This is a genomic window from Pseudomonas sp. MF6396, assembly GCF_002018915.1.
Lineage (GTDB): Bacteria > Pseudomonadota > Gammaproteobacteria > Pseudomonadales > Pseudomonadaceae > Aquipseudomonas > Aquipseudomonas palmensis.
In genome coordinates, this window is sequence record NZ_MVOK01000024.1 from 73495 (window position 1) to 94688 (window position 21194).

The window sequence follows — 21194 nt, forward strand, 5'->3', positions numbered from 1 at the left end:
GTGGGGCATTAGAGCCTGCATCGCCGTGGGCGTAAAGCCAGTCATCCGGCTGCACGGGAGGTGACTGTGCCGATTCACTTGTAACTGTATCTTTCAGAACTGCCAGGCAGTGGGTAAGGTACGCCACCCGATCGTTTGCCAGGAGCGTCACCCCATGTACTGGGCAGAATTTCTCACCGTTGCGCTGATCCACCTGCTGGCCGTGGCCAGCCCCGGCCCGGACTTTGCGGTGGTGGTGCGCGAAAGTGTTACCCACGGTCGGCGCGCCGGTACCTGGACCGCCTTCGGCGTGGGCACGGCGATCTTCCTGCATGTGGGCTATTCGCTGCTGGGCATCGGCCTGATCGTGTCGCAGTCGATCATGCTGTTCAACGTGCTCAAGTGGCTGGCTGCGGCCTACCTGGTGTACATCGGCATCAAGGCCCTGCGTGCCCGCCCGGCGCCTGCCGGCAGCGAGAGCGTGCAGGTCTCGACCGTGGCGCGCACCCCGCGCGCCGCCTTTGTGGCAGGGTTCATGACCAACGGCCTGAACCCCAAGGCCACGCTGTTCTTCCTGTCGCTGTTCACGGTGGTGATCAACCCGCACACGCCGCTGCTGATACAGGCCGGCTACGGGGCCTACCTGGCGCTGGCCACCGGCCTGTGGTTCTGCCTGGTGGCCCTGCTGTTCAGCCACGCCCGCGTGCGCTCCGGGTTTGCGCGCATGGGCCACTGGTTCGATCGCGGCATGGGCGCGGTGCTGGTGGCGCTGGGTATCAAGATCGCCTTCACCGAGATGCACTGAGGCGGTTGATGGCCATTGGCCTGTCATCCCTGCGGGCGCGCAAATCATTCCTTTGGCTGATTTGAGCGCCCCCGTCCCGTTCTAGAGTAAGCGCCGTATTGCCATGCCTGCGTACTCGAAAAAGGGACTCCCATGCTGCAAACCAGGATTATCGCCCCCGCTGCGGGCGCTTACGAATACCCGCTGCTGATCAAGCGCCTGCTGATGTCGGGCAGCCGCTACGAGAAAACCCGCGAGATCGTGTACCGCGATCAGCTGCGCTACAACTACCTGACCCTGAGCGAGCGCATCGCGCGCCTGGCCAACGTGCTCACCGCAGCCGGGGTCAAGGCCGGCGACACCGTGGCGGTGATGGACTGGGACAGCCATCGCTACCTGGAGTGCATGTTCGCCATCCCGATGATCGGCGCGGTGGCCCACACCATCAACGTGCGCCTGTCGCCCGAGCAGATCCTCTACACCATGAACCACGCCGAAGACCGCTTCGTGCTGGTCAACAGCGATTTCATCGGGCTGTATCAGTCCATCGCGCCGCAACTGACCACGGTCGAGAAGACCCTGCTGCTCACCGACGGCCCCGACAAGCATGCCGAACTGCCGAACCTGGTGGGCGAGTACGAGCACTTGCTGGCCGGCGCGGCCACCACCTACGACTTCCCCGACTTCGACGAGAACTCGGTGGCCACCACCTTCTACACCACCGGTACCACCGGCAACCCCAAGGGCGTGTATTTCACCCACCGCCAGCTGGTGCTGCACACCCTGGGCGTGGCTACCGTGACCGGCAGCATCGACAGCATCCGCCTGCTGGGCACCGATGATGTGTACATGCCCATCACCCCGATGTTCCACGTGCACGCCTGGGGCATCCCCTACGTGGCCACCATGCTCGGGCTCAAGCAGGTCTACCCGGGGCGCTACGAGCCGGAGATGCTGTGTCAGCTGTGGCGGGACGAAAAGGTCACCTTCTCGCACTGCGTACCGACCATCCTGCAGATGCTGCTCAACGCCAAGGGCGCGCAGGGCCAGGATTTCGGCGGCTGGAAGATCATCATCGGCGGCAGCTCGCTCAACCGCGCCCTGTATGAGTCGGCCAAGGCCCAGGGCATCCAGCTCACGGCGGCCTATGGCATGTCGGAAACCTGCCCGCTGGTGGCCTGTGCCCACCTCAACGAAGAGCTGCTGGCCGGCAGCGACGACGAATGCATCAGCTACCGCATCAAGGCCGGCGTGCCGGTGCCGCTGGTGGAGGCCGCGGTGATGGATGCCGAAGGCGGCTTCCTGCCGGCTGACGGCGAGTCCCAGGGCGAACTGGTGCTGCGCGCGCCGTGGCTGAGCATGGGGTATTTCCGCGAACCGGAGAAAGGCGCCGAGCTGTGGCAGGGCGGCTGGCTGCACACCGGGGATGTGGCGACCATCGACAGCATGGGCGTGGTCGATATCCGCGATCGCATCAAGGACGTGATCAAGACCGGCGGGGAGTGGGTGTCGTCGCTGGCCCTCGAAGACCTCGTCAGCCGCCACCCCTCGGTGCGCGAAGTGGCGGTGGTGGGTGTACCCGATCCGCAGTGGGGCGAGCGTCCGTTTGCCCTGCTGGTGGTGCGTGAGGGCACCAGCATCGACGCCCGCGAGCTCAAGGAGCACCTCAAGCCCTACGTGGAGCTGGGCATGATCAACAAGTGGGCAATCCCCAGCCAGATCGCCCTTGTTACCGAAATTCCCAAGACCAGCGTGGGCAAGCTGGACAAGAAGCGCATCCGCGTCGACATCAGCCACTGGCAGGCCAGCAACAGCGCATTTCTGTCCACCCTCTGAAGGCGGGCCGGTCGCGCCCTGGCGGGCGCGACCCTTGCGCCAGACACCTGCGCGCCTTGTCAAAGCGAAAAAATAGGCCATCCTTGCCGCTGCCCGCGCAGTTGGCGAGCGAAACAGCTCTTTGGGTGTAGTACCAACGTGCAAATCACACTTTAGAGGGATCAAGCACAGGTACCTGCTGGCTATAGTCGGGTCAGGGGATTTTTAGGGACGGGGGCCCGCGCAAATGACTGCGCACTGCCACGTTGGTCGACCAGCAGGCGTATTCACGTCGGTCGTTCGATGCGTTTCTCAAAGGACTCACTGCCATAAAAATAAAGTACATGGAGTAGCGTCGATGACATCAGTAAATCTGTTCTGGCGCCGGGCGAAATTGCCATTGGCCGTCAGTCTCGCTTCTACGCTCGCCGGCCCTGCATTCGGCGTCAGTTTCAACATCGGTGAAATCGAAGGTCAGTTCGACTCGTCGCTGTCCGTGGGGGCCAGCTGGTCGACGGCCAAGCCGAACCAGAACCTGATCGGCGTCAACAACGGCGGCAAGGGGCTGTCGCAGACCTCCGACGACGGCCACCTGAACTTCAAGCGCGGCGAGACCTTCTCGAAGATCTTCAAGGGCATCCACGACCTGGAGCTCAAGTACGGCGACACCGGCGTGTTCGTGCGTGGCAAGTACTGGTACGACTTCGAACTCAAGGACGAACACCGTCAGTTCAAGGACATCAGCGACTCCAACCGCAAAGAGGGCGCCAAGTCGTCCGGTGCCGAGCTGCTCGACGCCTTCGTCTACCACAACTACTCGATTGGCGAACTGCCGGGTTCGGTGCGTTTCGGCAAGCAGGTGGTGAGCTGGGGTGAAAGTACCTTCATCGGTGGTGGCATCAACTCGATCAACCCCATCGACGTTTCCGCGTTCCGCCGCCCGGGTGCCGAGATCAAGGAAGGCCTGATCCCGGTCAACATGTTCTACATCTCCCAGAGCCTGACCGACAACCTGTCGGCCGAAGCCTTCTACCAGCTGGAATGGGACCAGACCGTCGTCGACAACTGCGGCACCTTCTTCTCCCAGCCGGACATCATCGCCGACGGTTGCACCGACAACCTGCGCGTATTGTCCAGCAGCCGCACCATGACCCCGGCACAGATCGCCGGCCTGGCCAACTTCGGCGTGGACGTGAACGAGGAAGGCATCAAGGTGGCGCGCGGCCCCGACCGCGATGCCCGTGACAGCGGCCAGTTCGGTGTTGCCCTGCGCTACATGTTCGAACCGCTCAATACCGAGTTCGGCGCCTACGCCATGAACTACCACAGCCGTGCGCCGATCTTCAGCGCCACGGGGGCTTCTGCACAGGCCTACGCCATTGCCGGCATGGTCGACCCGCGCACCGGCGCCGCCATCGTGGCGGGCAACTCCAAGTACTTCGTCGAGTATCCCGAAGACATCCGCCTGTACGGCCTGAGCTTCTCCACCACCCTGCCTACCGGCACCGCGTGGAGCGGTGAAATCAGCTACCGGCCGAACGCACCGGTGCAGCTGAACACCACCGACATCCTGTACGCCGGGGTCACCCAGCTGGGCGGCACGTTCGGCAATGCCTCGCTGCTCAAGGGCCAGGCCGATACCGACCTGCACGGCTACAAGCGCAAGGAAATCACCCAGTTCCAGACCACCCTGACGCACTTCTTCGACCAGGTGATGGGCGCCAGCCGCATGACCGTGGTAGGTGAAGTGGGCGTGACCCACGTGGGCGGCCTGGAAAGCGCCGACAAGCTGCGCTACGGCCGCGATCCGGTGTATGGCCCTGGCCCGCTGCCGGATACCTTCGGCCTCAACACCTGCTCGGACATCCTCAACGCCGGCACCATCGGTGGCGCCGCGCCTGGCGGTGGTTCCTCCGCCAACCGCAGCCGCAAGTGCGAAAAGGACGGCTACACCACCAGCACCTCGTGGGGCTACCGTGGCCGCGTGATCTGGGACTACAACGATGTGTTCGCCGGGGTCAACCTCAAGCCGAGCGTGGCCTGGTCGCATGACGTGTCCGGCTACTCGCCAGGCCCGGGCGGCAACTTCGAGGAAGGGCGCAAGGCGGTCAGCCTGGGCCTGGACGCCGAATACCAGAACACCTACACCGCGAGCCTGTCGTACACCAACTTCTTCGATGGCAAGTACACCACCGTGGATGACCGCGACTTCATCGCCCTCAGCTTCGGCGTGAACTTCTAAGCACTGATCCGGGAAGACCAAGATCATGAAAGCAACCAAGAGTCTGTTGAAAATCGGTGTGCTGAGCCTGTCGCTGCTCGCCACCGGCGTGATGGCGGCGGTGTCCGCCGACGAAGCCGCCAAGCTGGGCACCAGCCTGACCCCGATGGGCGCCGAGAAGGCCGGCAATGCCGACGGTTCGATCACCGCCTGGCAGCCCCTGAGCACCACGGCCGGTTCGGTCGATGCCAAGGGCTTCCTGTCCGACCCGTACGGCAACGACAAGCCCAAGTTCACCATCACCGCGCAGAACGTCGACCAGTACAAGGACAAGCTGTCCCCTGGCCAGTTGGCCATGTTCAAGCGCTATCCGGACACCTTCAAGCTGCCGGTGTACCCGACCCAGCGTGGCTCCACGGTGCCGGACTCGGTGTTCGCCGCCATCAAGAAGAACGCCACCACCACCAACCTGGTAGCTGGCGGCAACGGGCTGGAGAACTTCCAGATCGCGATTCCGTTCCCGATCCCGAAAAGCGGTGTGGAGGTGATCTGGAACCACATCACCCGCTACCGTGGCGGTGGCGTCACGCGTGTGGTGAACCAGGCCACGCCGCAGCAGAACGGCAGCTACAGCATGGTGAAGCTCGAGGAACAGTTCATGTTCCGCGATCGCCTGAAGGATTTCGATCCGGCCAACCCTGGCAACGTGCTGTTCTACTTCAAGCAGAAAGTGACCGCCCCGCCGCGCCTGGCCGGTACCGTGCTGCTGGTTCACGAGACCCTCGACCAGGTCAAGGAGCCGCGCAAGGCCTGGATGTACAACGCTGGCCAGCGCCGCGTGCGCCAGGCCCCGCAAGTGTCGTATGACGGCCCGGGTACCGCCGCTGACGGCCTGCGTACCTCCGACAACCTGGACATGTTCAACGGTGCGCCGGACCGCTACGACTGGAAGCTGGAAGGCAAGAAGGAGATGTACATTGCCTCCAACAGCTACAAGCTCGATTCGACGAGCCTCAAGTATGCCGACATCATCAAGCCGGGGCATATCAACCAGGACCTGACCCGTTACGAGCTGCGTCGCGTGTGGCATGTGGTGGGCACCCTGAAGCCGGGCCAGCGGCATATCTATGCCAAGCGTGACTTCTACATCGACGAAGACACCTGGCAAGCGGCCGTGATCGACCAGTACGACGGCCGCGGCCAGCTGTGGCGGGTATCCGAGGCACATGCCCAGGACTACTACAACAAGCAGGTGCCGTGGTACACCCTGGAAGCCATCTACGACCTGCAGTCGGGCCGTTACCTGGCGCTGGGCATGAAGAACGAAGAGCAGAAGGCCTACAACTTCGACTTCACTGCCAGCAAGGCCGACTTCCAGCCGGCAGCGCTGCGCCAGGATGGTGTGCGCTGAGTTAGAACCTCCTCCGTGTGATCCCCAGAACGCCCCGGCTTGCCCGGGGCGTTTCTGTGTGTGGCCCGACAACAGGCCGTGAGGGGCAATGCGGGATGAATTGCGCGCAATGCTTCGCTTCGTGAGTTTTTGTCGCTTTTTGTTGTAGTCTTTTTTCCGACCTCTGCGCCAATCATCTTCAAATGTGCCGTTTAAAGCGCTAGTCTCGGCGGGTCTGTTCTGCCGAAGACTTCCAACTAAAACGAGCCGGCCATGACTGATCTGTCGCGTATGCAAGGGTTCGCCAGCCAGGCCATCAGCGCTGTGGAGGGCCGCTTCTACCGTCCACCACTGCCCGAGGGGCACGTGCCGCGCCCGCGGCTATGCCAGCGCCTGCACGCCGGCCTTAGCGGTCGACTGCTGCTGGTTTCGGCGCCCGCCGGTTTCGGCAAGAGCTCGCTGGCCGTGGAGTTCTGCCAGAGCCTGCCCGCCTCGTGGGGCAGCCTGTGGCTGGGGCTGAGCCAGCGCGACAGCGACCCCGGGCGCTTTCTGGAACGCCTGCTCGAAGGGCTGCAGCAGTTCTGCCCGGACCTGGGCAACCAGGCCCTGGGCCTGCTCAAGATGCGCCAGCGGCACCAGCCTTTTGCCTTCGAGGAGTGGCTCGACAGCCTGCTCGACGAACTGGCCCTGCACCTGCACCCGCAGAACCCGCTGCTGCTGGTGCTCGATGACTACCATCTGGCCCAGGGCCCGGTGCTCGACCGCTGCCTGCAGTTCTTCCTCAATCATTTGCCGCCTGGCCTGGTGCTGCTGGTCACCAGCCGCCAGCGTCCCGACTGGCACCTGGCGCGCCTGCGCCTGTCGCAGCAGTTGCTCGAACTCACCGAACAGGACCTGCGCCTGAGCCCCGAGGAATCCCTGGCCGTGCTCGACCAGCACCCCACCACGCTGCGTGGCCAGGCCCTGGACAACCTGATTCAACGCAGCGACGGCTGGGTCGCCGGCCTGCGCTTCTGGCTGCTGGCCGCCTCCGAGGCGGGGGTCGACAGCGCCTTGCCCCACGCCCTGCATGGCGGCGAAGGGCTGATCCGCGACTACCTGCTCGAAGAAGTCATCGACTGCCTGCCGCCCGAGGTGCAGGCGTTTCTCTACGACACCGCCTGCCAGGAGCGCTTTTGCGCCGACCTGTGCGATGCCCTGCGCGAAAGCCACGACAGCGCGCAGATACTGCGTTACCTGAAGGCACACCAGGTGTTTCTGGTACCGCTGGACGAGCAGGGTCAATGGCTGCGTTATCACCACCTGTTCTCCGACCTGCTGCGCACCCGCCAGGCCAGCCAGCCGCTGGCCAGCCTGCACCTGCGCGCGTGCCGCTGGTTCCACGCCCAGGGCCTGCTCGATGAGGCGGTGGAGCAGGCCCTGCGCGCCGGTCACCTGGACGTGGCGGCCAACCTGGTGCAGAACCTGTCCGAAGAGCAACTGCTGGCCGAACAGAACGTCGGCATGCTGCTGCGCTGGAAGATGGACCTGCCCGACAGCCTGCTGATCAGCACCCCGCGCCTGATCGTGCTGTACAGCTGGGCGCTGGGGCTGGCCTGCCAGCTGGATGCGGCCGAGGAACTGGTCAGCCACCTCAGCCGGTTCCTGCCGGCGCCTTCGGCCACGGCGCAGAAGTCCATGCTGGCGCAATGGCTGGCCCTGAGCGGAATCATCGCCCGCGGTCGCGGCGACCGTCTGAAAACCCGCTCGTACTGCCAGCAGGCGCTGCGCAGCCTGCCCACCAAGCGCTACGGCCAGCGCCTGATGTGCCTGTCCACGTTGTCCAACCTGGCCATCGCCGAGGGCGATTTCTGGCACGCCCGTGGCTGGAACCGCGAGGCGCTGGAGCTGGCACGGCGGGTCGGCAACCCGTTGTTCGAGGCCCTGGCCCACTACGATCGCGCGCGGGTGCTGCATGCCCGTGGCGAGGTCCTGCGTTCGATGGAGGAGGTGCGCCACGGCCTGCAACGCCTGCAAGGGCTGTCGGCCCAGCGCCTGTACGCGGCGCGTGCGCGCCTGGCGCTGTACGAAGGCTACCTGCTGGTCGCCGGGCTGCAGCCCCAGGAAGGGCGTGCGCGCTTGCGCGCCGGGCTGGTGGAAGCGCGTGCCTGTCGCGACATCAGCGTGCTGATCGGGCATTGCGTGCTGGCCACCCTGGACGGACGCGAGGGGCGTTTTACCGAGGCCTTCTGCGAGCTGGCCGAGGCCGAGCGCCTGATGCATATCTGGGACGTGCCGCCGGTGTTCTATCTGGCCATGATCACCCTGGTCAAATGCGAGCTGTGGCTGGCCCAGGGGCGCATGGACCTGGCCGAATCCTGGCTGCTGCGCCTGGGCCAGACCTACGGTGGCGAACGTGCCGCCGCCGCACCGGAGTTCCATCCGCTGCTGCCTTTGCACATCGAACTGCAGCAGGCCCTGCTGGAACAGGCCCAGGGGCGTACCGCACAGGCCGCACAACGCCTGCAGGCGCTGACCGAGCACGGGCGCAGCAATGGCGGCCAGCTGCTCGGCACCACCGCGGTGTGTCAGCATATCGGCCTGTTGCTGGCGAGCGGTGCTGCAGAGGCGGCCGTGGTGTTGCTGCCCCAGGCCCTGGAGGCCGCGCAGGGGGGCGTGCTGCAACCCTTCCAGCGGCTGCTGGAAGATCACCCCGAGTGGATGCGCGAGCAGTTGCTGGCCCAGCCGGCGGGGCCGGTGCAGGCGCGCCTGCTGTCGCTGTTGCCGGTGGTTGATACCCCGCCGGCCCCCGGGGCGGGCACCGAGGCCCTGAGTGCGCGAGAGATGTCGGTGCTCAAGCTGATCGCGCTGGGGTGTTCCAACCAGCAGATCAGCGAGCAACTGTTCATTTCGTTGCACACCGTCAAGACCCACGCCAGCCACATCAACAGCAAGCTCGGCGTCGAGCGCCGCACCCAGGCGGTCGCCCGGGCCAAGGCGCTGGGCCTGTTGTAGCACGGCAGTCGGCCAAGTATGATGGCATCGCGCCATCACGCTTGGCGCGTTGGCTTCATGCCGCATGCTTGCGGCGCCTCAAGCAAAGTGCACGTGCTGCCGATAGCCTTTCCGAGGCCTGCAGCCGTTGACGTTGCTTGCCAAGCAGCATGCGCTGGCGATGATCGTCGCGCTGCTTGCGTCCTGAAGCCGAGCCTGTCCCTGTAGGCGCCTTGGCGCCGCTCTTCTTTCTTCCAAGTCAGGTTTTGTGGATGTTGGTGTATAGCCAAAAAAGTTTTCTGATCGTCGATGACTTCACCGACTTCCGCACGTCCGTGCGTTCGATGTTGCGGGAAATGGGTATCCGCGACGTCGATACCGCCGAGAGCGGCGAGACGGCGATTCGCATGTGCGGGCAGAAGCGCTATGACTTCATCCTGCACGACTTCCACCTGGGCGACGGCAAGAAGAACGGCCAGCAGGTGCTGGAAGACCTGATGATCGACAAGCTGATCAGCCACGAGGCGATCTTTGTCATGGTGACGGCCGAGAGCAGCCAGGCGGTGGTGCTCAGTGCCCTGGAGCACGAGCCGGATGCCTACCTGACCAAGCCCTTCAACCGCCTGGGGCTGACCCAGCGCCTGGACAAGCTGGTACAGCGCAAGACCCTGCTCAAGCCTATCTTGCAGGCGCTGGACCGTGGCCGACCGGCCGAAGTGCTGCTGGCCTGCGACAACCTGTGCAAGCAGGACCCGCGCTTTGCGCCGCTGTGCCTGCGCTACCGTGCCGACGCCCTGGGCGCCCTCAACCGGCATGAAGAGCTGGAGCGCTTTCTCAAGGCGATCCTGGCCAACCGCCCTACGCCATGGGCATACGCGGCGCTGGGCAAGCTGCTGTTCAAGCGCGGCCAGGCCGTCCAGGCCAAGGAAATCTACGAACAGGCGATCAAGGCGTTTTCGATGATGCCCGGCCTGTACGACGGCTTGGCCGACGTGCTGGCTGCCGCAGGTGAAACCCGCCGTGCCCAGTCGGTGCTCGAAGAGGCCGTACGCCTGTCGCCGCTGGCGGTCCGCCGGCAGATGCAACTGGGCAAGCTGGCCCTGGGCAACGCCGACTTCGACACCTCGTCGCGGGCCTATCGCCAGGCCGTGAGCCAGGGCCAGAATTCGCGTTTCAAAGACCCTGAAAGCAACCTGGGCCTGGCCCAGGCGCTGATCCAGAAGAACGTGGGCAACGGCCTGGATGCACGCACACGGGTGGAGCTGAACCAGGTGCTGGGCGATGTGGCCAAGGAGTACACCGACGACCAGGGCCTGCAGGTACGTGCGCGCTTGATCAAGGCCACCGGCCTGGCGCAGGCGGGCGATGCCGAGACGGCCGCCAAGCTCACCGAGGCGGCGGTTGCGCGGCTGGAGAACATGGACCAGTTCTTCTCGGCCGAAACCGCCCTGGCAGTGGCTGCGCAGTTGCAGCAACTGGGTCAGGAGGCGGCGGGCACGGCCATCCTCAAGAACTGCGTGGAAGTCTACGGTGACGACGCGAGCGTGATGCAGAGCATCGCCAAGCTGACTGACGACCCGACGATTCTAGGCGCCGGCAACGAAGCCGTCGACCTCAACCGCCAGGGCGTGCGCAGCTATCAGGCCGGCAAGGTCGGCGAGGCGCTGGAGCAGTTCCGTCGCGCGCTGGCGTTGCAGCCCAAGAACATCAGCATTGCGCTGAACACTGCCCAGGCGCTGCTGCGCATGGCCGGGGAAAACCCCTCGAGCGCCGCGCTGGAGGAATGCCGCGCGTGCCTGGCCAAGGTGGCGGGCATTCCCAATACCGATCCGCGCTACGAGCGCTATCGAAAACTGCGTATCCGGGCGGTGGGCTCATGAGCAACGATTCCCAGGGGCTGGATTTTTCCACGGTGATCGCCTCCACCGTACACGACATGAAGAACTCCCTGGCGATGCTGATGCAGGCGCACAGCCAGTGGCTGTCGCGCCTGCCGGCCGCCCAGGCGCAAGGCCCGGAGCAGGCGGTGGTGGAGCACGAGTTCGCGCACCTCAACGGCATGCTCGTGCAGCTGCTGGGGCTGTACAAACTCGGGGTCAATCAGTTGCCCATGTGCCCCGACTACCATGACCTGGACGACTTCATCGGCGGCCTGCTGGCGTCCAATCAGCCGATCATCGACAGCCGCGAGATCATTGCGCGCTACGAGATCGATGCCTTCAACCCGCTGGGCTTCTTCGACCGCGAGCTGGTCGGTTCGGTGATCTCCAACGTGATCAACAACGCCATCCGCTATGCCGGGCACGCTTTGCTGGTCACGGTGGCGGAGCAGGGCGAGCAACTGGTGCTGAGCATCAATGACGACGGCCCGGGTTATCCACAGGGCATGATCGACCGTCAGGCCGACTACGTGCAGGGCATCAACCTGCACACCGGCAGCACCGGGTTGGGCCTGTACTTCGCTGAACGCATTGCTGCGCTGCACGAGCGCAACGGTGTGCGCGGGCGCATCGAGATCGCCAATGGCGGTGCCCTGGGCGGCGGCCTGTTCCAGCTGTACCTGCCCTGAGCCGGTCGCCGGTCGGCCAGGGCGTTGCACCAAAGTCTACAAATTAAACGGTTAGTACATAAAATCCCGTAACATAGGCCATCTGCATTTCTTGTGTCCCGGTTCGCGCCTTCGTCGCTGACCGGGTGGTGATCTATTGTCTTTCGGGAGGGCCGTTTGAGCCTCTTTTCGCGTTTTCCGTTCAGCCCCCTCGCGTTTGCCGTGGGCCTTTCTTCCAGCCTGCTGGCGTTTGCGGTGCAGGCCGATGCATTCGACAACCTTGTCGACAGCCCGACCCTGACCGGCGACTGGGGCGGCAGCCGCTCACGCCTGGAGGCGAGCGGCGTCAAGCTCACCGGCGAATATGTGTCGGAAACCATGGGCCTGGTCAGCGGTGGCCTCAAGCACGGTGCGCGCTATGCGCAGCAGGTCCGCCTGGGCGCGACCTTCGACCTCGAGACATTGCTGGGCGAGGCGGATGCAGGCACGGTCCAGCTGACGATCAATGATCGGCGCGGCAACAGCGCCTCGCAAGACCTGGTGGGCAACCGGCTGCCGGTGCAGGAAATCTACGGCGGGCTGTACACGCGCCTGAGCGAACTGAGCTATGCGCGCAGCCTGTTCACCGACGACCTGAACGTCAAGCTCGGCTGGATGGCCATGGGCAATGACTTCGGCGGCATGGGCATCCTCACCAACTTCGTCAACGCAGGTTTCTGCGCGCACCCGCTGAGCATGTCCGGTGGCAGTGGCTGGGGCAACTACCCCACCGCGCACTGGGGCATGGAGCTGAAATACCGCATCAGCCCCGAGTGGACGGTGCAGACCGCCTGGTTCAACGTGAACCCCGAGACCAACAGCGCCTCGTCCAAGGCCTTCGACCTGACCTCCAGCGGCACCACCGGGGCCATCCTGCCGGTGGAGCTGATTTACAACAACCTGGCTACCTATGACGGGCAGTACAAGTTCGGCTGGTATTACGACACCTCCGACACTGCGCGCATCGGCCAGCCCGACAGCAAGGCGGCGGGGCGTCACGGTGCCTATGTCCTGGTCGACCAGATGGTATGGCGTTCGGATTCGACCCGGGGGCGCAACGTGCGCCTGTTCGCGCAGGCCACCGATACCGACACGGCCACTTCGCCGTTCTCGCACTGGTACGCGGCCGGTGCGGTGCTGAGCCGACCGTTCGCTTCGCGCGAGCATGACAACGTGGGGTTGGCATACGGCCGTGCGGTGTTCAACTCGCGCAGCCGCGATGTCCAGATCGCCAACCTGGAGCGCGGTGGCGACCTGGCCCAGGCGCAGAGTGTCAGCAACCTGGACATGGGCGAGCAGTTGGTGGAACTGAGCTACACCGCCCAGGTAACCCGCTGGCTGACGGTGCGCCCGAGCGTGCAGTACGTGATGGAGCCGGGTGCATTTTCCGGCAAGGACACCCAGGACGCGTTGCTGGCCGGCGTACAGGTGAAGGTGCAGTTCTGATGGAGTGAGCGCGATGCGCTTGTTCGCCGGGAGGCTGACCCCTGCACAGGACTGTAGGAGCCAGCCTTGCTGGCGAAGAGGGGTGCATGACATCATCCCGCGCCCAGATCGCCCAGGATGGCCTGCCTTCATGCTTCGCACTTCACTGCTTGCCCTAGCTCTGTTCTCCTTCCCGGTTTTCACCTACGCAGCCCCTTCGGCCTCGGACAAGAGTTGCAGCGGTGACGATTATGTCTGCCCCGACTGGATGCCGACCCAGGGCCAGGTGCAAGACGCCATGGCTGACTTCACCCGCAAGCTTCACGCCAGTGGCCGGATGACGTCGCCGATCAAGGTGCTGGGCCGCATAGAAGTCTCCACCGTCTCTTGCGCATCGATGGGCCCGGACCGCGATTCGAACTTCATCTGCGGTGCCGAAGTACGCCTGCTCGGCGACGGCGGGCAGACCCACCACGTGCAATCGTCCTACACCATGCGGCTTTCCGAGTCGAACCGGTTCAGCGTCTACTCGCAGGGCGAATGGGTTGAGTTGTGACGCGAATCGTGGCTGACTGCGCGCTCTTTTTCATCGAGCCCCTGCCGTAGCCATGAGTGAACTCACCGTCGAACTGATCCCGACCGGCCCTGAACACATCGAGTTGATCCGCAACCTCTACCAGTTCTATGCCTACGAGTCTTCGGACTGGGAGCAGGAAGACGTCGAGGTGGACGGCCGTTTCTACATCCACGACGAACACCTGGCCCGCTACTGGCAGGAGCCGCAGTGGAGCGCCAACCTGATCCTGGTCGATGGCTACATCGCCGGCTTCCTGCTGGTCGAGCGCAGCGAACTGGCCGGGCTGGACGCACAGGAGCTGGCCGACCTGTTCATTCTCAAGCGCTACCGGCGCAAGGGCATCGGCCAGGCATTGGCTACCCAGGTGCTGATGAGTGGGGAAGGTGACTGGCTGGTGCGCTTCTATGACCAGGATGAAACCTCACAGGCGTTCTGGCGCAGCGTGCTCGACAACCTGCCACGGCCGGTGCAGGCCATCGAACTGGATGATGAGGGCGAGTTGCTGAGCTTTTTGATTACGCGGGCGGTCATGCATTGAAAGGGCCGGCTACCAGCGGCAAGCCTCACCAGACTTCATGGATCTGGGCCCTGTAGTTTTTTTCGATGCGCTAGACCAGCAAGGGCGCGCTGATTAATCCTCGGGTGGGGTACTTCTGCTCTTGCGAGCTGAATGCCCTGTCCGGTCGATACTCTTCGTCACCGTCCCACAGCCAGAGCGAGCCACCCGGCCCACCCGCCCTTGTGCGGAATGTCAGAGATCCATACCCCCGTGCATTGACAATTATTCCAGCGATGAGAGTTGGCCCGATTGCTTTCGACCAAACTCGAAGAGCTGTTTGGTCAGCAGCAGGAAACCACTGTGCGTAAGCGTGGCCCAAGACCTGTTCCACTTGGAAGGTTTGACGCTGAGCTTAAGCCACTAGTAGCTAGATCATCTACCTTTCTGGCAGCGCCACCAGTTGCTTTTGCACCGTTAAATCACCTAGATTTCACGGTCTTCTCTTTTATGTAGTCCTCCAAATAACTTTCTAAGGGCTTTGCTTTTCCAAGAACATGAAGCGCACCAGACTGCGTATCAATTAAAAAACGGGGAATTCCCTGCGAGCTGCGCTGACAGCTCACCAGTTTCCAAAAATTCCTTTGATTGATAGCAGAAATACCATCCTTCGGAAAACTCGCCCTCATGTGTAATTTGCAAAGGAATTTCGGAATCAATTAAATATTCCTTTGCCCGCTTCAAGGCAAACGCATAAGTGATCATCAATTTGTTCTCAATAGTTGTAGTATTTTGAAATTACTGAGATTTGCTGGCTTCCCGGTCTGCCCATCAAGGAATCTAACAACATCATTCAGATTAAACACATTGAAAACATGCCCTGGCTGACCCAGCCCATAAGAACCAAACACAATTCCCCGAGCGCCATTTCCGGAGCTTGCCATTTGCTGCGCAATATTGTCAGGCGCCGTTATAGGGCCAAATTTAGAGCCAAATTGTTTTTAAAACACACTCAACGGGACACCCTTCGAATGGTTGATTGGCAATGCCGATGCAGGATTTTCTGCCAGTGTTGCATTAGTAGCAATAGTGCAGTTGACACAGTTATGAGTTCGGCCCGCTTCTGGATAACCCGGATTAACATTATTTATTGAGCCCGCAGTTTGGTCGGCCACACCTGCGCTTTTGCATCATCAAATTAACGTTTTACAAGTTCATAAAGCTGTGCCCTCAATATGTCAAATTCATTATTCTCTACAACAAGCGCTTGACCGTCGCTATAAAGAACAAGATCATTCAGAGAGCCCATCCCACCATACATAGACATCAACTTTGACGAGGCATACTTAGGATCGCTGTGAAAATCTTCCCGAATTCCCTCAAGAGCTGCCGTCCACCCCTCCACCTCCCCGCCCATGCGAAGAAGTTCAATCATTCGCTTAAGAGTCAAATCAATATTTTTGAGCTTCATTTCAGCGGACTCGAACTGATTATTTGGACCCCATCAATTAACCAGGGTTTTTGAACTACAATTTGCTGCGTCCCACCAACGTACAACCCACCTTGAGATCCAACCTCGCCAACATACACCTTGGTACCTGCCGGTATTTTTATCTCAAATGTAGTGTCGAGTGGCGACTTCGCGCCTCCTGGCCACTCCGGTAGAACAGCCTTGTCGATCCTTGTCTGCAAAATACCAGATGGCGGCTCAGCACTAAAAAACTGCCCAAGTGGCTTATCGACAGTACCAGCTCGGTAAAGAACGGTATCCTTTTCGAGTGTGACAACAGAGTAACGTCCGCCAGAAAAAGTTTCAGCAATGCTATCGGCCAATGGTCCAGGTTTGATTGCCGAGTAGGTACCTTCTACTGGCCCAAAACCTTTTGCACCACCCACCGAATGCGCATAAGGCATCCCTGCCTCCGCATCCGTTATACCACTTGTCGAATTTGGATTCTTTCCAGGTGCCCCATTTTTACCACCAGCGTTGTCCACCAGGCTCGACGCCTTCCACGCCGTCTCCCGCTCCCCAAGCGCTTTCGCAACCTGCCCCAGCTTCCCTGCCTTGTTGATCACCGCAAAGCTCAGGGCGAACTCGGTCTCCCACTGCATTTCCACCCGCAGGGCAGCCTGTTCCTGGCCTTGCAGGCGCAAAACAAACGCCTGGACTTTCGCGTCCTGCTTGGCGCTCTCAAAGGCTTGTGCGACTTCGTATGGATTGCTGGCCTTCTGAATCAGTCCGTTGGTGATACGAGAACTGGTGCCACTAAAGTCCGTGACCAGCCCTTCACCCAAGCCGTAGATGTTTCTGGCTGACTCGGCCACTGCCGCCGCAATGCCTTGCCCTACGCCAATCCCACCACCCAGCAGATCGGTTTTGCCGTAATTGAGGTTGCGGTCGTAATAGGCGAGTTGTTCCCAGTTCTGAAGGAATCTGTCGTTGATCAGGTATTCCTGATTCACCTTCGGATCATAGAAGTTCGCGTGGTTGATCTCATAGTTCTTGAGCAACGCCAACGTTTCCGAGGCGGTATACACCTTGTGCGGGTCGCTGATGCTCGGCACATCCCCTTTGTCCGTGGTCGCATAGTTCGCCCCCAGCGGCGCCAGCGCCTGCCCGAGGTGGGCGAGGGTGCTGTCGTCGAACTTCACGCCCGCAGCGCTGATCGTGGTCTGCCAGTCCTTGTCGGTGTAGTAGGCAAATGCCTCGGCCATGCGCCGCTCGGCTTCGGCCACGCTGATGTTCTGCTCTTGCGCCAGCGCCTTGGCCTGCTCGGAGATGAGCTTGCGTTCTTCCGGGTGCAGTACGAGGCTTGGAGGTGTCTACGAAACCAGGGGCGATTCAGACCGTAGGTCGTCAGGGTGGGTGCAAAAGGAATGCAACTTGACTGCAGAAAGGATGCAAATAGGGTGCAAGAAGGCGGCAAAAAGGGTGCAGATAGGGTGCAAAAACACCCCATATTCAGCCTAAGCTTCTACATCTAAACCTGCCGCTTAATTTTCAAGGATAAATAAAGTCTATACTTATTTTAACTTTAACTAAGTCCAAGGTTACCTCACAGCCACTCCACGCTGGCAGCCCTCCTGTAAGTTTATTCTCAAGATACCAACTGCGAAGCTCTGTTAAAAGGTCTAAAATATCTGTATTGGCTCGCCCGCCTGCCGTGAACCAGGCAACGTTACCTTGTTCATCAATGTAGTCATACTCATACTCACAGCTATCTAGCTCTTGGGATAACTGTGCCCGCATTATAATTTTACAGGCTCCGCCGGGAGCAATTTCAAATAAAATACCCCCAATGTCATTGTAGATATCATCATCACTACGCATCAATTTCCACCCGGTGAGTTTTTAAATACTGTAGTGGTCAACTGATCCCGGACACTGAATTGAGTTTTTCCTCTGCGACCGCAGGCGGTAGCCCTTCGTTGAATTGATGCGGTCGCCGCCAGTTGTACCGCTCCATCAAAAACCGACTGATATCTTGCTGCGCCAGCACAGCGCTCATGTAGCCCACCGTCGGTATCCATTCAGTCTTCAGGCTGCGAAATAGCCGCTCCATCGGCGCGTTGTCGTGGCAGTTGCCGCGCCGACTCATGCTCTGCGTGAAGCGGTATCTCCATAGTCTCTGGCGGAAACTCAGGCTGCCGTATTGGCTGCCCTGGTCGCTGTGAAACAGCACATTCTGAGGCCGGCCACGCCGCTCATAGGCCATATCCAATGCCTTGATCACCAGGTCGGCATCAGGCTTGGCTGAGAACGCCCAACCTACAACACGCCGGGCACAAAGGTCGATGACAGCCGCCAGATAGTGCCATTGGCCTTCAGCCCAGACGTACGTAATATCACCGCACCAGACTGTGTTCGGGGATGCCACGCTGAACCCGCGATCAAGCACGTTCGGGATATCAGGCCGCTCCACGGTAGCCTTTTTGTAGGCATGGGAGCCCGGCTGTTTGCTGATCAAGTTCAGCTCGCGCATCAACCTACGTACCTTGAATCGCCCGATCTGAATGCCGTCCTCTTTCATCATCGGCATGATGCTCCGGCTGCCCGCAGCGCTTCGGCTTTGCGTAAACAACTCGTTCACGCGGCTACGCAAGACTACTCGTTCGGCATCCGGATACCGACGTTTCCGGCAGTACGCGTAGTAGCAAGATCGGGTGACATCAAATACCGAGCACAACAGATCAACAGGCTCTTGAGCCCGCAGTTGATCGATTAACGCGAACGCTCGTGTTCCTCGGCCATCAAGAGCGCGGTGGCCTTTTTTAAGATCGATTTTTCCCGTTCTAACCGATTGATACGGGCTTCGAGTTCCTGGATTTTTTGCTGCTCAGGTGTCAGAGCCTTGCTGGTGGGAGTAACACCGCTACGTTCTTGCTGAAGCTGGCTCACCCATCGACGAAGCGCCGATTCGACCAATCCGAGCGAACGGGCGGCTTCGATATGGCTGTAGCCTTGGTCGAGCACCAGGCACGCAGCCTCGCGCTTGAACTCAGGGGTAAAGGTACGACGTTGCTTGGTCATCAGACACCTCTCTATGGCGAGCATTCTCGCCTAAATGGGTGTCCGGTTTCATTAGACCACTACATACAATCTCTTTTGGACGAGCACCGCCTATTGAATACTCCACATTAAAGCTATCTGGCCGAACACTTTTGCCAGAATACACAGGCTCAATCTTCACGCTAACCTGCTTGCCTTCCTTAAGTGCGGACGTCCATGTATTCTCCATAGACTTCCAAGTACCTTTATTCAAGTTCCCATTCATGGGAAGGAGATTCAATCTCTCCCCAGGTCCGTTGAATATACTAGCAATCAAGTGCCCACCCTCGTCCCCACTGACGCCTCACTTACCTGCCACACATTGCTGATATGTATTCCGATCATTTTTAGTCAATGAAAGATTTGACTCGACTTTCTCAACGCGGCCCAAGCCATCTGTTTGAAAAGTTTTATTCCCATCGACCTTATATACGGTATTCGGCACAGGCTTATTCAGCTCTTTATTCCATGCACCTTTACCACCAGAACTAATCTCGACCTCCCGTAAAGCTTGCCCTGTTCCTTTTGCACCATCTAAACCTTAACGAGCACAAACTCCATCAAAATACCACTACCACTCATGCTTTCAATAATTACTCGACTCGCTTCTATCGACTTCAAAGCGAAATTCATTTCATTTAATGACGCGGAAAAGTCGACAATACAATCCATGTCTGGAACTCTCTTGTTTCCCTTGATTTTAAAACCCTCAATACCAAGAACTGCAATATTATTATTTTTGCAGTAGTCGACCAGCCTGATTCCATCGCCAACATCAAACAAAGGAATGCCACTCCACATCAATGTAGGTGTAACAGGTAAATCCTCAACGAATACTTCAACTGTAATCAGTCCCATGGTGCAACCCACTCAGGATCTTTTTATTGGAGACTTGGACAATCGCTCCCGTGCGATCATTCCTTACCACATAAGAACCATCCTTAGCGATATACCCAGTAGCTGGATCGTTAAGGCGGCTCCCTGACACAGTATCAAAACGAGTATCTTTCGTCACAACCGTTTTGACTGGTTTATCGATTACAGACTGTATAGAGCTTTCCGTCCAACCCCATTTACCCATTTGGTCGGCAATCTTTGGTTCAATCGTAATTGAAATTCCTTTTGCACCATCTAAACCGTCAATTTAATCCAAATAAAATCTGCCTGAGAGCACGTTGTTTTTCTAGGGTTGAACCATCAAAAAAAACCTTATCAGACGTTATAACTTTAATAACTTTACCACACTCATAAACTTTAAATCCCTGGCTCTCCAACAGCGAAATGCTGGCAAATCTATCCACGCCTGCTCTCTCCCAGAAGAGGTTGCCTAGCCACATAGTGCTTCCAATCGCCTCAATATATCCTTGCCTGAGCACGTTACGGCCAGGATTCCCTGAGGTATCAATTTCCATTTGATCCAAGGGGGGAGGCAAGCCATTCGACTTCATTGGAAGACCTGAAAGAGGGCGACCCACGCATTCATACTCTAGAGGGTCTGTAGCGTTCTGCCAAAAATCATATTCGACATCAGAAACCCATGCCTGAATAAAACCTTCAACATTGAGAATAGGCCTTATTTCCTCTTCCAACTTAGTATTACCATGACCCTCTGATTCTTCTAGTACCAAAAAGCAATAACCCAGTGCTGGAAGCAACCCGAATCGGAGCTCAAACCCACCAGACACCAAACCACTAGGCCATGATTTTTTTTTCAATATTTTCTTTTCAAGCGTTTTGATATCAATCTTAACCCCATGCAGAAAAAATATCGTAGGGGAGGAAAACTTACTTAAAAGCTCTTCAACCAAAGCCAGCATCTGCAAACCACTGATCGACTCGACATCAAAAACAAACTTGAATCGCTTCATCTTTTCAGGTCTCACTTGAATTCTTTAACAACCACTTTGACATTATATTCACGGCCGAATTCGATAAGCGACTTAGCAGCAGCCGAGCCACCAGGCTGAACTCGCAGGTCAAGCACCATATTTGCTGGTACACCATTGACTTTCGCGCCATTTGTCCCTAAGTCGATAATATGATCTTGCATTCGGCCTAACCACGTACTTCCTACCGTATCTACAGATTTCAGACTAACGAGCGTATTACCATTCTGAAAATCAACAAGCGGGAAAGACCCATTTCTTTCGGCCCCTACGTTATACCAGCCGCTCTGCGGTGAATACTCAGTTTTAGCAAGGTATGACTCAATGTCTACCCCTCGTTGAGTCGGTTTAAGAGTCCAAACCTCTGAAAGATTCGTTGTGAGATCTTTTGCACCATTTTTTTCCCCGCTTTGCAACATCCCCGCCAGCTTCTCAAGCCACCCTGGCGTTTTCGAAGCCACAGCTTTAGCAGCACTTCCCAGCGAAATAATCGCCAGCGCCAGTTCCGCTTC

The 21194-nt window shown here is 59.5% G+C and carries 19 protein-coding genes and 2 pseudogenes; 10 read left to right on the top strand and 11 right to left on the bottom strand.

Annotated elements, in window-relative coordinates; all coding sequences use genetic code 11:
• Positions 1-154: 154 nt before the first annotated feature.
• The 10 genes from MF6396_RS21615 (at position 155) to MF6396_RS21660 (ending at position 14289) form a co-directional block, all read left to right on the top strand.
• Positions 155-784, top strand: a complete 630-nt coding sequence (locus MF6396_RS21615; protein ID WP_043864359.1) for a LysE family transporter — start codon at positions 155-157, stop codon at positions 782-784.
• 132 nt (positions 785-916) lie between these two features.
• Positions 917-2599: a fatty acid--CoA ligase gene (locus MF6396_RS21620; protein ID WP_043864360.1), complete on the top strand. Its 1683-nt coding sequence runs from the start codon at positions 917-919 to the stop codon at positions 2597-2599.
• A 337-nt stretch (positions 2600-2936) separates the two neighbouring features.
• A complete protein-coding gene (locus tag MF6396_RS21625) occupies positions 2937-4820 on the top strand; it encodes a DUF1302 domain-containing protein (RefSeq protein ID WP_043864361.1) in 1884 nt (627 codons plus the stop codon).
• Positions 4821-4845: 25 nt separating this feature from the next.
• Positions 4846-6210 (top strand): DUF1329 domain-containing protein, encoded by a 1365-nt coding sequence (locus MF6396_RS21630; RefSeq protein ID WP_043864362.1) that lies wholly within the window; start codon positions 4846-4848, stop codon positions 6208-6210.
• Positions 6211-6462: 252 nt separating this feature from the next.
• Positions 6463-9183 (top strand): LuxR C-terminal-related transcriptional regulator, encoded by a 2721-nt coding sequence (locus MF6396_RS21635; RefSeq protein WP_078481525.1) that lies wholly within the window; start codon positions 6463-6465, stop codon positions 9181-9183.
• A 251-nt stretch (positions 9184-9434) separates the two neighbouring features.
• Positions 9435-11042 carry a tetratricopeptide repeat-containing response regulator gene (locus MF6396_RS21640; RefSeq protein ID WP_043864364.1) on the top strand — a complete coding sequence of 536 codons (1608 nt, stop codon included), beginning with the start codon at positions 9435-9437 and terminating at the stop codon, positions 11040-11042.
• The gene (locus MF6396_RS21645; RefSeq protein ID WP_054916226.1) at positions 11039-11731 is read left to right on the top strand and encodes a sensor histidine kinase; all 693 of its coding nucleotides are present in this window, start codon (positions 11039-11041) and stop codon (positions 11729-11731) included. Before MF6396_RS21640 ends, MF6396_RS21645 begins: the two co-directional genes overlap by 4 nt.
• Positions 11732-11887: 156 nt before the next feature.
• Positions 11888-13195: a carbohydrate porin gene (locus MF6396_RS21650; RefSeq protein ID WP_078481527.1), complete on the top strand. Its 1308-nt coding sequence runs from the start codon at positions 11888-11890 to the stop codon at positions 13193-13195.
• Positions 13196-13325: 130 nt separating this feature from the next.
• Complete coding sequence (locus MF6396_RS21655) at positions 13326-13730, top strand: hypothetical protein (RefSeq protein ID WP_078481528.1); 405 nt, start codon at positions 13326-13328, stop codon at positions 13728-13730.
• 52 nt (positions 13731-13782) lie between these two features.
• Positions 13783-14289: a GNAT family N-acetyltransferase gene (locus MF6396_RS21660; protein ID WP_054916224.1), complete on the top strand. Its 507-nt coding sequence runs from the start codon at positions 13783-13785 to the stop codon at positions 14287-14289.
• Positions 14290-14826: 537 nt separating this feature from the next.
• Here MF6396_RS21660 and MF6396_RS21665 read toward each other — a convergent pair.
• The 11 genes and pseudogenes from MF6396_RS21665 to MF6396_RS28500 form a co-directional block, all read right to left on the bottom strand.
• Positions 14827-15012 carry a YrhB domain-containing protein gene (locus MF6396_RS21665; RefSeq protein ID WP_229589140.1) on the bottom strand — a complete coding sequence of 62 codons (186 nt, stop codon included), beginning with the start codon at positions 15010-15012 and terminating at the stop codon, positions 14827-14829.
• Positions 15012-15221 (bottom strand): toxin glutamine deamidase domain-containing protein, encoded by a 210-nt coding sequence (locus MF6396_RS29605; protein WP_078481530.1) that lies wholly within the window; start codon positions 15219-15221, stop codon positions 15012-15014. Before MF6396_RS29605 ends, MF6396_RS21665 begins: the two co-directional genes overlap by 1 nt.
• A gap of 224 nt (positions 15222-15445) precedes the next feature.
• On the bottom strand, positions 15446-15718 hold the full coding sequence (locus MF6396_RS21675; protein WP_058540653.1) for a DUF6966 domain-containing protein: 273 nt from the start codon (positions 15716-15718) through the stop codon (positions 15446-15448).
• Positions 15715-16983 carry a hypothetical protein gene (locus MF6396_RS28830; RefSeq protein ID WP_177346341.1) on the bottom strand — a complete coding sequence of 423 codons (1269 nt, stop codon included), beginning with the start codon at positions 16981-16983 and terminating at the stop codon, positions 15715-15717. Before MF6396_RS28830 ends, MF6396_RS21675 begins: the two co-directional genes overlap by 4 nt.
• 265 nt (positions 16984-17248) lie before the next feature.
• The gene (locus tag MF6396_RS21685; RefSeq protein WP_078481531.1) at positions 17249-17578 is read right to left on the bottom strand and encodes a hypothetical protein; all 330 of its coding nucleotides are present in this window, start codon (positions 17576-17578) and stop codon (positions 17249-17251) included.
• A gap of 37 nt (positions 17579-17615) precedes the next feature.
• Positions 17616-18778, bottom strand: a protein-coding gene (locus MF6396_RS21690) for an IS3 family transposase (RefSeq protein ID WP_102063826.1) whose coding sequence is annotated in 2 segments (ribosomal slippage) — positions 17616-18526 and positions 18526-18778 — 1164 coding nt in all. Because the reading frame shifts where the segments join, the coding sequence is not laid out codon by codon here.
• Positions 18747-19241: pseudogene (locus tag MF6396_RS29610) on the bottom strand (DNA/RNA non-specific endonuclease). Before MF6396_RS29610 ends, MF6396_RS21690 begins: the two are co-directional and overlap by 32 nt.
• A gap of 89 nt (positions 19242-19330) precedes the next feature.
• On the bottom strand, positions 19331-19654 hold the full coding sequence (locus MF6396_RS21700) for a hypothetical protein (RefSeq protein ID WP_177346342.1): 324 nt from the start codon (positions 19652-19654) through the stop codon (positions 19331-19333).
• Positions 19635-19877 (bottom strand): colicin E5-related ribonuclease, encoded by a 243-nt coding sequence (locus MF6396_RS21705; RefSeq protein WP_078481539.1) that lies wholly within the window; start codon positions 19875-19877, stop codon positions 19635-19637. Before MF6396_RS21705 ends, MF6396_RS21700 begins: the two co-directional genes overlap by 20 nt.
• 58 nt (positions 19878-19935) lie before the next feature.
• A complete protein-coding gene (locus MF6396_RS21710) occupies positions 19936-20664 on the bottom strand; it encodes a hypothetical protein (RefSeq protein WP_078481540.1) in 729 nt (242 codons plus the stop codon).
• 11 nt (positions 20665-20675) lie between these two features.
• Positions 20676-21194, bottom strand: a pseudogene (locus tag MF6396_RS28500) (hypothetical protein); the annotation flags it as partial.

Excerpts from the sequence above, each read along its gene's own strand:
- MF6396_RS21615 (WP_043864359.1), top strand. The coding sequence starts at position 155 with ATGTACTGGGCAGAATTTCTCACCGTTGCGCTGATCCACCTGCTGGCC.
- MF6396_RS21620 (WP_043864360.1), top strand. The coding sequence starts at position 917 with ATGCTGCAAACCAGGATTATCGCCCCCGCTGCGGGCGCTTACGAATAC.
- MF6396_RS21625 (WP_043864361.1), top strand. The coding sequence starts at position 2,937 with ATGACATCAGTAAATCTGTTCTGGCGCCGGGCGAAATTGCCATTGGCC.
- MF6396_RS21630 (WP_043864362.1), top strand. The coding sequence starts at position 4,846 with ATGAAAGCAACCAAGAGTCTGTTGAAAATCGGTGTGCTGAGCCTGTCG.
- MF6396_RS21635 (WP_078481525.1), top strand. The coding sequence starts at position 6,463 with ATGACTGATCTGTCGCGTATGCAAGGGTTCGCCAGCCAGGCCATCAGC.
- MF6396_RS21640 (WP_043864364.1), top strand. The coding sequence starts at position 9,435 with ATGTTGGTGTATAGCCAAAAAAGTTTTCTGATCGTCGATGACTTCACC.
- MF6396_RS21645 (WP_054916226.1), top strand. The coding sequence starts at position 11,039 with ATGAGCAACGATTCCCAGGGGCTGGATTTTTCCACGGTGATCGCCTCC.
- MF6396_RS21655 (WP_078481528.1), top strand. The coding sequence starts at position 13,326 with ATGCTTCGCACTTCACTGCTTGCCCTAGCTCTGTTCTCCTTCCCGGTT.
- MF6396_RS21660 (WP_054916224.1), top strand. The coding sequence starts at position 13,783 with ATGAGTGAACTCACCGTCGAACTGATCCCGACCGGCCCTGAACACATC.
- MF6396_RS21665 (WP_229589140.1), bottom strand. The coding sequence starts at position 15,012 with ATGATCACTTATGCGTTTGCCTTGAAGCGGGCAAAGGAATATTTAATT.
- MF6396_RS21675 (WP_058540653.1), bottom strand. The coding sequence starts at position 15,718 with ATGAAGCTCAAAAATATTGATTTGACTCTTAAGCGAATGATTGAACTT.
- MF6396_RS21685 (WP_078481531.1), bottom strand. The coding sequence starts at position 17,578 with ATGCGTAGTGATGATGATATCTACAATGACATTGGGGGTATTTTATTT.
- MF6396_RS21700 (WP_177346342.1), bottom strand. The coding sequence starts at position 19,654 with ATGGGACTGATTACAGTTGAAGTATTCGTTGAGGATTTACCTGTTACA.
- MF6396_RS21705 (WP_078481539.1), bottom strand. The coding sequence starts at position 19,877 with ATGGGTAAATGGGGTTGGACGGAAAGCTCTATACAGTCTGTAATCGAT.
- MF6396_RS21710 (WP_078481540.1), bottom strand. The coding sequence starts at position 20,664 with ATGAAGCGATTCAAGTTTGTTTTTGATGTCGAGTCGATCAGTGGTTTG.